The 13903-nt window shown below is 56.0% G+C and carries 13 protein-coding genes; 4 read left to right on the top strand and 9 right to left on the bottom strand.

Going from position 1 to position 13903, the window contains the following annotated elements:
• Nucleotides 1-33: 33 nt before the first annotated feature.
• The 7 genes from uhpT to ivbL form a co-directional block, all read right to left on the bottom strand.
• The gene (uhpT, locus tag FDW95_RS00225; RefSeq protein WP_096759020.1) at nucleotides 34-1425 is read right to left on the bottom strand and encodes a hexose-6-phosphate:phosphate antiporter; all 1392 of its coding nucleotides are present in this window, start codon (nucleotides 1423-1425) and stop codon (nucleotides 34-36) included.
• A 142-nt stretch (nucleotides 1426-1567) separates the two neighbouring features.
• Nucleotides 1568-2896: an MFS transporter gene (locus FDW95_RS00220; RefSeq protein WP_115257128.1), complete on the bottom strand. Its 1329-nt coding sequence runs from the start codon at nucleotides 2894-2896 to the stop codon at nucleotides 1568-1570.
• Between the two features lie 9 nt (nucleotides 2897-2905).
• Nucleotides 2906-4408 carry a signal transduction histidine-protein kinase/phosphatase UhpB gene (gene uhpB, locus FDW95_RS00215; RefSeq protein WP_115257127.1) on the bottom strand — a complete coding sequence of 501 codons (1503 nt, stop codon included), beginning with the start codon at nucleotides 4406-4408 and terminating at the stop codon, nucleotides 2906-2908.
• Nucleotides 4405-4998 carry a transcriptional regulator UhpA gene (gene uhpA, locus FDW95_RS00210; RefSeq protein WP_096759017.1) on the bottom strand — a complete coding sequence of 198 codons (594 nt, stop codon included), beginning with the start codon at nucleotides 4996-4998 and terminating at the stop codon, nucleotides 4405-4407. The genes uhpB and uhpA overlap by 4 nt, the downstream gene beginning before the upstream one ends.
• Before the next feature lie 154 nt (nucleotides 4999-5152).
• Nucleotides 5153-5443: an acetolactate synthase small subunit gene (gene ilvN, locus FDW95_RS00205; RefSeq protein ID WP_115257126.1), complete on the bottom strand. Its 291-nt coding sequence runs from the start codon at nucleotides 5441-5443 to the stop codon at nucleotides 5153-5155.
• Nucleotides 5444-5446: 3 nt separating this feature from the next.
• A complete protein-coding gene (ilvB, locus tag FDW95_RS00200) occupies nucleotides 5447-7135 on the bottom strand; it encodes an acetolactate synthase large subunit (RefSeq protein ID WP_137363380.1) in 1689 nt (562 codons plus the stop codon).
• Nucleotides 7136-7240: 105 nt separating this feature from the next.
• The gene (gene ivbL, locus FDW95_RS00195; protein WP_096759014.1) at nucleotides 7241-7339 is read right to left on the bottom strand and encodes an ilvB operon leader peptide IvbL; all 99 of its coding nucleotides are present in this window, start codon (nucleotides 7337-7339) and stop codon (nucleotides 7241-7243) included.
• Between the two features lie 523 nt (nucleotides 7340-7862).
• Here ivbL and tisB point away from each other — a divergent pair.
• From tisB to emrD, 3 genes are all read left to right on the top strand, one after another.
• Nucleotides 7863-7952: a type I toxin-antitoxin system toxin TisB gene (gene tisB / locus FDW95_RS00190; protein WP_115257124.1), complete on the top strand. Its 90-nt coding sequence runs from the start codon at nucleotides 7863-7865 to the stop codon at nucleotides 7950-7952.
• A gap of 92 nt (nucleotides 7953-8044) precedes the next feature.
• On the top strand, nucleotides 8045-8905 hold the full coding sequence (locus FDW95_RS00185) for a DMT family transporter (RefSeq protein ID WP_115257123.1): 861 nt from the start codon (nucleotides 8045-8047) through the stop codon (nucleotides 8903-8905).
• Between the two features lie 208 nt (nucleotides 8906-9113).
• Nucleotides 9114-10298 (top strand): multidrug efflux MFS transporter EmrD, encoded by a 1185-nt coding sequence (gene emrD, locus FDW95_RS00180; RefSeq protein ID WP_096759012.1) that lies wholly within the window; start codon nucleotides 9114-9116, stop codon nucleotides 10296-10298.
• Here the strand turns inward: emrD and FDW95_RS00175 are convergent.
• Together FDW95_RS00175 and dsdC are read right to left on the bottom strand one after the other, a co-directional pair.
• On the bottom strand, nucleotides 10225-11307 hold the full coding sequence (locus FDW95_RS00175; protein ID WP_115257122.1) for a cellulase family glycosylhydrolase: 1083 nt from the start codon (nucleotides 11305-11307) through the stop codon (nucleotides 10225-10227). The genes emrD and FDW95_RS00175 overlap by 74 nt on opposite strands.
• An 81-nt stretch (nucleotides 11308-11388) precedes the next feature.
• The gene (dsdC, locus tag FDW95_RS00170; protein WP_096759010.1) at nucleotides 11389-12315 is read right to left on the bottom strand and encodes a DNA-binding transcriptional regulator DsdC; all 927 of its coding nucleotides are present in this window, start codon (nucleotides 12313-12315) and stop codon (nucleotides 11389-11391) included.
• Nucleotides 12316-12556: 241 nt separating this feature from the next.
• Here dsdC and dsdX point away from each other — a divergent pair, with 241 nt between their 5' ends.
• Nucleotides 12557-13894 carry a D-serine transporter DsdX gene (gene dsdX / locus FDW95_RS00165; protein WP_115257121.1) on the top strand — a complete coding sequence of 446 codons (1338 nt, stop codon included), beginning with the start codon at nucleotides 12557-12559 and terminating at the stop codon, nucleotides 13892-13894.
• Nucleotides 13895-13903: the final 9 nt, after the last annotated feature.

Below are 13903 nucleotides of genomic sequence, written 5' to 3'. Positions count from 1 at the left end.
CATAAAGGCGGGCAAAACGTTACCACTACACACTTAAGCGATGTTTAACTGCTGAATTTTTTTCTCGCGACGGATTTTACGTTCTTCGAAGACGGCCACGATAGCCATCAGGCAGATACAAGCGATAGCGGCGGTGTCCAGCGCGGCGAAGGTGCCCGCCCAGCCGGTCAGGCCGAAGACTGGCGTCCCATCGGCAATCATCCCCAGACCCAGCTTAGCGAAGCTGTCACCGATCAGATACGCGAATGTGCCTTTAATCCCATCGGCCGCGCCGATCGCTTTTTTCGGCACAAAACCGACTGCCGCCACGCCGATCAACAGCTGCGGACCAAACACCAGGAAGCCGAGGGCAAACAGGGAAGCCAGGTAAACGTACTGGTTGCTGGCGTGCTGATAAACACCGAGCGTGGCGATAATTAATGCCAGCGCGACACAGGCTACCAGTGCGCGACGACCGTTCGCCAGATCCGACAGCCAGCCCCACAGCAGCGTGCCGACCAGCGCGCCCACTTCAAACAGGGTGAACCCCTGAATTGCCACCTCTTTAGAGAGTTTCAGCTCCTGGAAGGCATACACGGTAGACCACTGGTCGATACCGATACGCACCACGTACAGGAAGATGTTGGAGAAGCACAGCAGCCAGATCACTTTGTTTTTCAGCACGTACTCAACAAAGATCTGCCATTTGGTCATTTCGTTTTCTTCGGTCTCTTTGTCCTCTTCGCTGATCTCTTCGCCAAACAGTTCTTCTGCTTTACCGAGACCATAAGATTCCGGAGAGTCGCTACCAAAGCGCAGGCCGATAAAGCCCACGATCAGCGCGATAATCGACGGGAAGATAAACATCCCAATGACGTGGCCGTCGAACAGCACGTTAGCACCGAACAGCGCCACGCCTGCCGCACCCGCACCGCCGAGGTTATGGGAGATGTTCCACATACCGAGGTAGGAACCACGTTTACGGCGCGGCGTCCATTTGGTGATGGTCGAATAGCTGCACGAGCCGCCGGTACTCTGGAAGAAACCGCTCAGCGCGTAGAAGGCGATCATCAGGTACAAGCTGGTTGTGCCCGGCCCCATGCTGGCGCTAAAGCCGAGCATACAGATGGCCGAGAGGATCAACATCAGCGGCAGGAACTGCTTAGTGTTTTTGCCGTCAGCGTAGTAGGAGACCAGCGTTTTACCCACGCCATAGGTGATGGAGAAGCCCAGGCCAATCATCCCCAGCTGCGTCATGCTCAGCCCGTAGGTGGTGATCATGTCGTTCTGCGCGATGTTGAAGTTTTTGCGGATCAGGTACATGGTCAGGTAGCCGATGAAAACCACCAGGTAAGACTGCATGAACGGCTTGAACCACATTTTGCGCCGCACATCGAGCGGCAAATCCAGGGTCGGCTTGCGCACCTGGTTTAGAAAGGCCAGCATAGGACACTCCCGAGCTAATTTTTATACCTGCGAATAGCAGGCATTGTAAAAATCAGTCGGCAGAGACGCCTGAGACAGCGTCCAGGCGGAACCGGGAAAATTTCTTAGTTTTTCCCCACTCAGGGCAAAAAGGTGAGGTGCATCACGCTTCGCTGACGTTGCGCGGCGCCTGAGCGTTTAAAAACGGCAACAACAGCAGGGCGGAAATACCCGCAGCAATGGCGATCACCACGAAGAACCCGGTCCAGTGCCAGACTTCCATCACCTTTGCCAGCGGCCAGCCGGAGAGCGATGCGCCGAGATAAGCGAACAGCCCAACAAACCCGGTTGCCGCGCCCGCCGCCTCTTTGTGCGAGCACTCCGCCGCCGCCATGCCGATCAACATCTGCGGGCCAAAGACAAAGAATCCGGTGGTGAAGAAGCACGCCGCCTGCATCACATAGCTGGCAAACGGCATCAGCCATAGTGAGCCGACTGAGAGCAAAATCCCGGCGGCAAAAATCAGGTTCATCGGTCCACGGTTGCCGTTAAACAGTTTGTCCGATCCCCAACCCGCCACCAGTGCCCCAATGAACCCACCGAGTTCAAACATGGTGACCGCCGTATTAGCGGTGACCAAATCAACGCCCAGCGTCTCCGACATGTACAGATTGCCCCAGTCGTTGATCGCCGCACGCACCACGTACACCAGCACATAGCACAGCGACAGCAGCCAAATATACGGGTTCAGCAGCACGTATTTAGTGAGGTTCTCTTTGCGGGTCAGCCCCGCCCCTTCCTGCTGTTGGGCGATTTCCAGCTCGTCGTGCCGCCAGTCGCCAACCGGCGGTAAGCCGATAGCCTGTGGGCGGTCACGCAGTCGCCAGCAGAGGAAAATGCCAACCACAATCGCCATCGTCCCGGCAATCATCATCCCGGCACGCCAGCCGTAGTGCAGCGCAGCGGCGGCCATCACCATCGGAATTAACGCCCCACCAACATTATGCGCGGTGTTCCACAGCGCCCACCAGCCGCCGCGTTCAGTACGCGAGTACCAGGCCGTCAACAGACGGGCGCACACCGGCGACCCCCAGCCCTGGAAGAAGGCATTCAGCGCCCACAGTACGGCGAACGCCCACAGCGAAGTGGAAAAGCCAAACAGGATGTTTACCACCCCGGTGGCTATCAGCCCGATGCCCATAAAATAGCGGGCGTTGGAGCGGTCGCTGACGATACCGGAGACAAACTTCGACAAGCCATAGGTGATGTAAAACAGCGTTGCCAGCAGGCCAATATCGTTGCGGGTGAGTACGCCGCTGGCAAGGATATCGGGCACCGCGGCGTTGAAGCTTTTACGCGTGAAGTAAAACAGCGCATAGCCAAGCCAAATGGTCAGCAGGATATGACGCCGCCAATAGCGGTAACTGGCGTCGACCTCGTGTTTATCAGTGATAAGCGGCGCATTCGCCGGGGCTTTAAAAAACGTCAGCATCAATACTCCTTACACGTAGCGCTGAGGCAACGACACGCTGACGCGCGTGCCATGCGTGCAGGAAATCGAGAGCGATCCGCCAAGAGCCGTAATGCGCTCACGCATGCCGGTCAGGCCAAATCCTTGTTGATTCGAGCCCGGCGGCAGACCGCAGCCGTCATCTTCAATCACCAACATTAACCACTCGCCCTGTTGCCAGGCCTGAAGCGTCACCGCGCTGGCGTTGGCGTGTTTCACAATGTTGTTCAGCCCTTCCTGACAGACGCGAAACAGCGTCACCCGCTGGCTTTCACTGAGTGCCGACTCGTCGATGTGCCAGTCGAGATGGCTGACGATGCCGCGGCTTTCCAGTTCCATTTCGCGCAGCAGCGAGCGAATAGCCTGTTCCAGCGTCAGATCGTCGAGCTGGCGTGGGCGTAACCGCCCAAGCAGGCGACGCACCGAATCGTAGACGCCCAACGAAAGCTGCTCGATATGCGCCCCGCTTTGCTTCACGCCCGCATTCTCCGGGGCCAGCCGCTGGACAATGCCCGCCTGGGTGCGAATGGCGGTGATGGTTTGGCCGATATCGTCATGCAGTTCGCGCGCCACATCGCGGCGCACGCTCTCTTCGGTTTCCAGCAAGCGTTCTGCCAGCCGATGATTACGCGCCAGCTCGTTTTGCAGCGACTGGTTGAGTTCTCGCAGACGCTGAATCCCCGCACCGAGCAGCAGCCCGGTCAGGCTTTGCGCCAGCAGCGAGAGCAGTAAATCAACGGGATGATCGTGCCAGGTCTGGCTGGCAATCAGCGCGATGGCGTTCATCAGCGTGGCAATCAGCGCGCCCTGCCAGCCATAATGCCAGGCCAGTGCGATGATCGGCAGCGCCAGGCAAAACGGTGTAAAGCGCGAAAGCTCGTCCGGCAAACCTAACTGCAACCACAGGCTGACGCTGAACAGCAGCAGGTACCACACCAGGTGCCGCCCACGCCAGTTCACCGGCTGGGAGACCACCGCCGGGCCGAGCGGTAGCCAGGTAGTGCTGGTCAGGTAGTGCCAGAACACCAGACAGATAGGGGCCAGCGTCAGTCCACCGGTCAGGGTCAGCAGCAGTGCAGTCCACGCGACTTCGCCCTGCCCCAGCCACGGCAGCGACTGTAACAGCGCCGCGGCAATCAGCGCCGCCCCCTGCAACAACAAGGCACGCCAGTCGCGCTGATGGCGATAGCGCCAGATCAACGTCACAGGCAGCAGTGTCAGCAGGCTACCGGCCATCAACAGGGGGAAGTGCGCCAGCGCCACTTCCTGCGCCAGCCAGAAAATCAGCAGCCATTCCGCGCCCAGCAGCACCGGCCAGTAGCCACGTGGACATTGCAGCATCAACCCCAGCCGCAGGCCAAACGGGAACAGCAGTACCGCCAGCTCCGGGCGTTCCACCAGATGCAAGCTAATGCTCCACAGGCAGAACCAGGCGGCGGAGAAGATAAAGAAGCAGGCGACAACGGTGATTAAGCGAGAGAAAAAGGTGTTCATTGCCAGCCGTCAAACATCCGTCGAGCCAGCTCAACGTCGTTACTGACGTTCAGTTTTTCCATCAGATTAGCGCGGTGCACATGCACCGTTTTTGGCGACAGGCCCAACTCGGCGGCAATCTCTTTCACCGCCATGCCCTGCGCCAGTTTTTCCGCCACCTGACGCTCGCGCTTGGTTAACGGATCCTGACGCCCTGCCGCCAGTTTGACGGCGATATCCGGCGTGAGATAGCAGCCGCCGGTCGCTACAGTGTGTACTGCTGCAATCAGCTCATCGGGGCTACAGCGTTTGGAGAGGAAGCCGCGCGCCCCGGCGTTTAGCGCCTGTTCCACCAGCGCCGGGCTGTCGTGCACGGAGAGCATAATCGTCGCCATCCCTTTGGGGAGCTGGCTTAACAGCTCCAGCCCGGAGATATCCGGCATCGAAATATCGCAAATGCACACCTGCACGCCGCGGCCAGGCAATCCCGCCAACGCCTCAGCGCCTGAACCAAACTCAGCCACAACCTGCAAATCGGGTTCAAGCCCCAGCAGCTGCGCAAAGCCGGAGCGGACGATAAGGTGATCGTCTATCAGTGCAATGGTTGTCATGAATGTTGTCCTGGCGTGTGGGATGCCTGATGACGCTACGCTTATCAGGCCTACGGGCGGGAGCCGTGGTAGGCCGGATAAGGCGTTTACGCCGCCCTCCGGCAAAGGCGCTTACCTTAACGATATACACTTCATCGTTCAAGCCTTGAACGGATTACTCGAAGAACACGCTTATCTTGTTAAACATCGACGGGTCGGACTGGTTGCGCGCTACTTTCACCACATCTTCCAGTTTATCAATCTGGCTGATCATCTGTTCCAGACGTTGGTCATCGTTGACCAGTAACCAGATACGGCTCTGGTCGCTGTCCTGAATCGGTAGACAGAGAATGCCTTCCACGTTAAACGCGCGACGGGCGAACAGGCCACAAACGTGAGTCATTACGCCGGGGTGGTTACGCACGGTGAGTTCAAGTATTACGTTGTCATGAGTCTGCTGTTGCATAGCTTATTCCCCCACCATCTCTGTATTTGCCGCGCCCGGCGGCACCATCGGATACACTTTTTCTTCCGCATCGATACGCACGTGGATCAGCGCCGGTCCCGGACGATCGATAATCGCCTGCAATGCCGCCTGCGGGTCGGCTTCGTGGTTTAAATCGCAGGTTTCGAGACCGAAACCTGCGGCAATCTGCATAAAGTTAATCATCCCCGGATAGGTGGCAGCAAACACGCCCTGTTTGTAGAACAGGCTTTGTTGCTGATACACCAGCCCCAGCGCTTCGTTATTCATCAGGATGATTTTAATATCCAACTGATTCTCACTGGCGGTGGCCATTTCCTGAATATTCATCATCAGGCTGCCGTCGCCGGAGAAGCACAGCACTTTTTTATCCGGGTTCGCCAGCGCCGCGCCAATTGCCGCAGGCAGGCCAAACCCCATGGTGCCAAGGCCGCCGGAAGTCAGCCACTGGCGCGGACGGTTCAGCGGGTAAGCCTGCGCCGCCCACATCTGATGCTGACCGACGTCGGTGGTGATGATCGCGCTGTCGTCCACACAGGCAGCAACCGCGTTAATCAGCCCATAATGGCTGAGCGGATTTTTTTCCTGTGGGATGGTGCACGGAAATTCTTGCTGCAGGTCGGACACCTGCTGATGCCAGGCTTCACGCGGTTGCACTTCAATCAGCGGGATTAACTGTGCCAACACCTCATCTACATCCGCCTGAATCGCCACATGCGCCTGTTTGATTTTACCCAGCTCCGCGCGGTCGATATCCACGTGGATGATTTTTGCATTCGGGCAGAACTGCTCAGTTTTACCGATCGCCCGGTCATCAAAACGGGCTCCCAGAACGATCAATAAATCCGCTTCTTGCAGAATAAAGTTGGTGCTGCGCGCGCCGTGCATCCCCAGCATACCTAACGACAGCGGATGCGCTTTTGGCAGCATGCCGAGCGCCATTAAGGTCATGGTGGTGGGCAACGTCGCTTTTTCTGCCAGCTCACGCACCCGCTCAGGGGCGTTAATGACTCCGCCGCCAAGATACAGCACCGGGCGTTTGGCCGCGTTAATCATCGCAGCGGCATCGCGGATGCTCTCCGTGCTAAAGGCTGGCGCGGGTGCTTTTTCAGCCGGTGCGGGCAACGATTCAATCTCAAACACGGCGGTTTGGATATCTTTAGGAATGTCTATCCACACCGGGCCCGGACGGCCTGACTGCGCAATGCGGAAGGCATCGCTCATAACCTGGGGTAATTCATTGATATGGCGGACCAGATAGTTGTGCTTGGTGATGGGAATCGCAATGCCGTAGGTGTCGACTTCCTGGAATGCGTCGGTGCCAATCATCGAGGCCGGAACCTGGCCGGTGATACACACCAGCGGGATGGAATCCAGTCGCGCATCGGCAATGGCGGTCACCAGGTTGGTGGCCCCCGGCCCGCTACAGGCCATACACACGGCAGGTTTGCCATCGGTTCGCGCCATGCCCTGGGCGATAAACCCCGCGCCCTGTTCGTGACGCGCCAGGATATGACGGATTTGCGTACTTTGGCTTAAAGCGTCGTAGACGGGGAGAATCGAGCCGCCCGGAATACCGGTGACCACCGTAATGCCCTGGCGCTCCAGGAAATGAACGATGAATTCTGCGCCCGTAAAGCGCGTACGCTTGGATGTTATGCCCGAACTTGCCATGCTCCAGTCCTTTTATTCTGGGCCTGCGTATCCGGGTGGGTCTCTTAAACGAAAAACCCCGCCCGGTTTGCGCCGGCGGGGTTTTGGAATCGTGTGTTCCGGACCCTACGGCGCATTGCCGACGACCACCACCACACGCACGACGACCACTGCGCGAGATGGCGCAGTTTTTAGTAGAGTCGCTGTCAGCATGGAAGGGTTCATTAGGGGCCTTGTCTGTTTGTTGGTTAACAGGATTTATACAAACACAGGTTTTTCAGCGTGACAATGGAAAAATTTTCATCTGCGTAAAAATGCGTCAACGATCACGTTTCATTGTATGTTGTGCAAAAACAAAAAACCCCGCCGGAGCGAGGTTTTCATCAGCGTTGTGCGGTTGGTTTCCGCTGGGCACACTGTGTTATGTCAACGCAAAAAGTATACGCGTTCTGCGAAGAACACGCAATTTCGGCACGAATTTTGACGTTTTTTAGTATGATTCAGTCATAGCATTACGCCCATAAAATACTGTTCATTTATACAGTATTTATCTATAATGTCACCGTACGCAATGTGTTATGCGGGGGCCGCAGAGTAAACCGGCGCAAAAAAGTCCTGGCTGAAACGGGTGGTGCCGTCAGCGCCTTAACCCCCGTGTGAGCACACTGTGTTATGTCAACAAAGGTGCTGGCAACAGGCAGCGGCGAGGTACGTCAGCACCGTGCTCCTTGTACCAAAAGGAGAGCGTATGAGCCTCGTGGATATCACCATTCTTATCCTGAAACTCATTGTTGCTGCACTGCAACTGCTTGATGCTGTTCTGAAGTACATTAAATAACTCAGATTCAAGTCGCACTAAAGGGGAGTGGGTAACCACTCCCCTTTCACCGTTACCCAGGTGCGCGTAGCTCGACAATATGTTACGTTTTTATGACGCTATCAGGGACGAATACCGCTATGACGCTTTCTGTTTTCTGCATTTTGCTGTTCGCCGCACTGCTCCATGCCAGCTGGAATGCTATCGTAAAAGCAGGAAACGACAAGTTGTACTCCGCCATTAGCGTCAGCGGATCGGCTGCAGTCATGGCCTTGATTTTGCTGCCTTTTGCACCTCATCCCTCAGCAGCCAGCCTGCCGTACTTAGCGGTCTCAACCGCATTACAGGTGGTGTATACCGTGCTGGTCGCCAAGACCTATCAGGTCTCGGACATGAGCCAGACCTATCCCTTAATGCGCGGTACTGCCCCGCTGCTGGTCGCGATCATCAGCGTTCTGTTTCTCGGCGATAGTCTGTCAATGCTCGCCTGGGTGGGTATCGCCACCATCTGTATGGCGATCCTCGGCATGGCGTTTAACGGGGGCAGCAGCTCACAGCAGGGAATTGTTTTGGCGTTAATTAATGCCTGCTTTATTGCTGGCTATACGCTGGTGGATGGCACCGGGGTACGACTCTCAGAGACCGCGTTGGGCTATACGCTGTGGACCTTCTTTCTCAACGGATCTTGTCTGCTCACCTGGGCGATGATCGCCCGACGCCGGGAGGCATCACGCTATCTGGCGCAGCAATGGAAGAAAGGCATTTTGGGCGGTATCGGCACCATGGGATCTTACGGTCTGGCACTGTGGGCAATGACGCAGGCCCCGCTGGCAGTGGTCGCCGCGTTACGGGAAACGTCAATCCTGTTTGGTGCCCTGCTCGCCTGGCTGCTGCTTAAAGAAAAAGTCGCCGGTATACGCATTTTTGCTGCTGCCGGGATTGCCGCCGGGGCGATTTTGCTCCGTTTGTCGTGATCGCGCCTTCTCCATCCTCCAGAATGGTCGGATGCATTCCGGCAACATTTATTGCCGCTATTTGTTTACATTTCCTGCCGCTTCCCTTTCCGCCTTTGTAGTGATCAATATGGTCTTCTTTTTTTAATGTGGTAGATTCCACGCGCATTTAGCGGAATGTTCAGCACCTTATTCTTCTTTTTTCTCTTTTTTAAAAGTAATCAGCGAAATGAAAAGGCATAGAAGCGTCAATTTGTTGTTGATGTTGGTACTCCTGGTGGCGGTAGGCCAGATGGCTCAAACCATTTATATCCCCGCCATTGCCGATATGGCGCGTGAACTCAACGTTCGCGAAGGGGCGGTGCAAAGTGTAATGGCGGCTTACCTGCTGACCTACGGCTTGTCGCAGCTGGTTTACGGCCCCCTTTCCGACCGAGTAGGGCGCCGTCCGGTGATCCTCACCGGAATGTCTATTTTTATGCTGGCTACGCTGGTCGCCATTACTACCCATAGCCTGACGGTACTGATTATCGCCAGCGCCATTCAGGGAATGGGAACGGGCGTCGGCGGCGTAATGGCGCGAACCTTACCGCGCGATCTGTATGAAGGTACCCAGCTACGTCATGCTAACAGTTTGTTAAACATGGGTATTCTTGTCAGCCCGCTGTTAGCGCCGCTGATTGGCGGCGTGCTGGACACGATGTGGAACTGGCGTGCCTGCTATATTTTCCTGTTGATTCTGTGCGCAGGCGTAACGTTTAGCATGGCGCGTTGGATGCCGGAAACGCGTCCTGCAGGTGCGCCGCGCCCACGGCTTATCGCCAGCTACAAAACCCTGTTTGGCAACGGCGCATTCACCTGTTATGTACTGATGCTCATCGGCGGACTGGCGGGTGTTGCCGTCTTCGAAGCCTGCTCCGGGGTATTGCTGGGCGCAGGATTAGGCTTGAGCAGCATGGCGGTCAGTATTCTGTTTATTCTGCCGATCCCGGCGGCGTTTTTCGGTGCGTGGTTCGCTGGTCGCCCGAACAAGCGCTTCTCAACGTTGATGTGGCAGTCGGTTATCTGCTGCCTGGTGGCTGGTTTGATGATGTGGATCCCGGGCCTGCTTGACGTGATGAACGTCTGGACGTTACTGATCCCCGCCGCGCTGTTCTTCTTTGGTGCCGGGATGCTGTTCCCGCTCGCCACCAGCGGCGCGATGGAACCCTTCCCGTTCCTGGCTGGTACCGCCGGGGCGCTGGTAGGTGGTTTACAAAATATTGGTTCCGGCGTGCTGGCGTGGCTTTCCGCGATGATGCCTCAGACCGGACAGGCTAGCCTGGGTCTGCTGATGACCCTTATGGGTGTGCTGATTCTGGTGTGCTGGTTGCCGCTGGCGTCACGCGTGTCTCATCAGGAGCAGGCGGTTTAAGCGTGTGATGGCCCGGTTTCTCGCCGGGCTTTTCACATTCAGGCGCAATCATCGTATTCAGCAACGGTTCCAGCGCCGGACGCCAGGCCCCTTCCTCGCCATCATAAAACTGCGTATCTGCATTGATAGCATAGGGAATTTTTGCTTTTTTCAGCTCACAGGCCATAAAGCGGGCAAACGCCATCTGCGAGGCCGAAGGCACATTTTTGATCGTCTCTCCCGGCGCCCATCCCCCGACCCAACTGACATGACCGGTCTTCTGCTGCCAGTGAACGGCGCTGTTAATGCGGGCGCGAATCGCCGTCTTTTCTGCCGCTGTACCCGACGTCCACGGATACTTACCGTTGTTTTTTAGCGGCCCCCACGGGAAGACATGCCACTCGGCCAGCACGGTGCTCTGACTTTGCGGCGGTAGCTTCAGACTCGACAATTCTTCCGGCGCGGCGCGCAGACGGGGTGCGACAAAAATCATACGCTGGGGATCGATAGCGTGAATCATACGAATCGTTTTGTCATACACCCGATTGAGCGACGCCTGATTGTGATTGAGCTTATCAGCAGGTTCGTAGATCAGGTCAAAACCCAGTAACGGCGAGCCTTGACCAAAGTAATGCGCGACGGCCACCCACCAGTTAATCACCTCTTTTTCATTGCTGATGCTGGGGTCTTTTTTATACTCGTCCGCCTGATAAGCAATAATCGGGATCACGCCATAGTGTTCGCAGGCTTCCACCAGTTTTCGCAGATGAATAAGCCGGGCCTCAGTGGGTTCTCCGGCCACGCGAATACGCACATGGGCGAGCCCCTTCGCCTGGAAATCTCTTACCACCAGCGGGTCAAACTCGCGGATGCCCCGTTCGGTGCGCGCCCAATCCACGTCCATCCCCACACCCAGTTGTTGGGCGTAGTGTGCTGCCGTCAGCGGAGGTTGTGCCGCATAGACAGTGGCGCTGGCGAGCAGCAACAGAGAAGCAAGCGGCTTTAACACGGTGATCCTCAGGTAAATCATCAGGTGTGATTCACGTATTTAGCATGATTTCTGACGCCGGGTGTAGAGAGAAAGCGTAAAAATATTCGAGGCTCACCTCGATTATTTTACCTGCTCCTGCAGCCAGCCAATAAACGCCTCGATTTTCGGCCACTGCCGGCCAGGTAGCGTAGTGATGTAATAATGCTGATGGCATTTCAGCGCCATATCACCAAAGGGAGCGACCAGTTCTCCACTATCGAGGCGTTTTTGTACCAACCGCTTGCGCCCCATCGCCACGCCGATGTGGTTCATGGCGGCAATCACCGCTAAATCGGAACGATCGAAGCCAATGCCCGATGATGTCGGCAAATTCACTGCAAAATGCTGCGCCCAGCTGTGCCACTCATCGGTCCCTGAATCATTACTCCACGCCTGCCTGTCATGCAGCAACGTGCAGTGCGACAGGTTCACCCGCGCGTCGGTAAGATCATGGCGGCGGGCATAATCCGGGCTGCACACCGGCAAGATCGCTTCGTCCATCAGGAAATGATGCGTGAGCTGCGCAGAAGGCGCATCATCAAAATAGATGGCCAGGTCAATACCTGCACGCTGCATATTGACGTTGTCATTCCCGGTCAGCATGGTCAGTGAAATCGACGGATAGCGACGGGTAAAGTCGCCGAGCGCGGGAACCAGCCAGCACTGGGCGATGGAGGGCCGCGAGTAGACGGTAAGCGTCCCGGACAGCTCCTGGTTTTTGATATCGAGAATTTCCTGATTAAGCGTATCCAGAGAAGATTTCAGCGCCCAGAACACCCGCTTGCCTTCGTGCGTGAGTTCGACTTTGCGATGTGAACGGACAAACAGCTGGATGCCCAGTTCCTCTTCCAGTTGATTAATACGGTGACTGACGGCGCTGGGACTTAACGACAGTTCGTCTGCTGCCAGCGCAAACGACTGATGCCTGGCCGCCACTTCAAAGGTATAAAGCTTTGACAGTTGCCAGCCATTGAGCAGCCGATTTCTGACCTCGCGTACGGGATCCATACTCACCTCTTTCATCCTGAATCTTTCCCCGAAGTGTAAAAAAAACCGCTGTAAAAATCAGCGCAAAGATGAATCAGAGTGAACCATATCGCATTATTAGGCCATTATTAGAGGTAAATCACCCATTTGATTCAATCTGACTCATGTGAAAGAGGATTTTTATCGTTTGTCAGCGAGTGCCTTATTTTTGTCCAATAGACCCAGGCTATAAAGTCAGGTTAATCACAGGGCAAGGTGAGATATGCACTCTCAAATCTGGGTTGTGAGCACGTTGTTGATAAGCATCGTGTTGATCGTTTTGACCATCGTGAAGTTCAAATTCCACCCGTTTCTGGCGCTGCTGTTAGCCAGCTTCTTTGTGGGAACGATGATGGGTATGGGTCCACTGGATATGGTTAATGCCATTGAGAGTGGTATCGGCGGTACGCTGGGCTTCCTCGCCGCGGTTATCGGTCTGGGGACTATTCTCGGAAAAATGATGGAAGTGTCCGGCGCGGCAGAACGCATCGGCCTGACGCTACAGCGCTGCCGCTGGCTTTCCGCTGACGTCATTATGGTGCTGGTCGGTCTGATTTGCGGGATCACGCTGTTTGTTGAAGTCGGCGTGGTGCTGTTGATTCCGCTGGCGTTTTCTATCGCCAAAAAAACCAATACCTCGCTGCTGAAGCTGGCGATCCCGTTGTGTACAGCACTGATGGCAGTGCACTGCGTCGTCCCACCACATCCGGCGGCCCTGTTCGTGGCGAACAAGTTGGGTGCCGATATTGGTACAGTGATCGTTTACGGTTTACTGGTGGGTCTGATGGCGTCGCTGATCGGCGGGCCGCTGTACCTGAAATTCCTCGGCAATCGTCTGCCGTTTAAACCGGTACCGGCTGAGTTTTCCGACCTGAAGGTACGCGACGAAAACACGCTACCGTCGCTGGGTGCCACGCTGTTTACCGTGCTGCTGCCGATTGGCCTGATGCTGATGAAAACCGTCGCTGAACTGAATATGGAGAAAGGCAGCGCGGTGTATACGCTGCTGGAGTTTATCGGCAACCCGATCACCGCCATGTTTATCGCCGTGTTTGTGGCCTATTACATTCTCGGTCTGCGCCAGCATATCGGCATGGGCGCACTGTTGACCCATACTGAAAATGGCTTTGGATCCATTGCCAACATCCTGCTGATTATCGGTGCGGGTGGCGCGTTCAACGCCATTCTGAAGAGCAGCGGACTGGCGGATACGCTGGCGCTGATTCTTTCAAACATGCATATGCACCCGATTCTGCTGGCCTGGCTGGTGGCGCTGATCCTGCACGCTGCGGTGGGTTCTGCCACGGTGGCGATGATGGGCGCAACGGCAATTGTGGCACCCATGCTGCCGCTCTATCCCAACGTCAGCCCGGAGATCATTGCCATTGCCATCGGTTCCGGCGCGATTGGCTGCACAATCGTCACCGATTCCCTCTTCTGGCTGGTGAAGCAGTACTGCGGCGCTACCCTGAATGAGACATTTAAATACTATACGACCGCGACATTTATCGCGTCGGTGATTGCACTCGCGTGCACATTCCTGCTTTCCTTTATCATCTAAGCGCAAAGA

This window comes from Citrobacter sp. wls718 (assembly GCF_005280945.1).
Taxonomy (GTDB): domain Bacteria; phylum Pseudomonadota; class Gammaproteobacteria; order Enterobacterales; family Enterobacteriaceae; genus Citrobacter; species Citrobacter gillenii.
The sequence above is the reverse complement of the archived record's forward strand: the minus strand, read 5'-3'. Positions and strand labels throughout refer to the sequence as shown.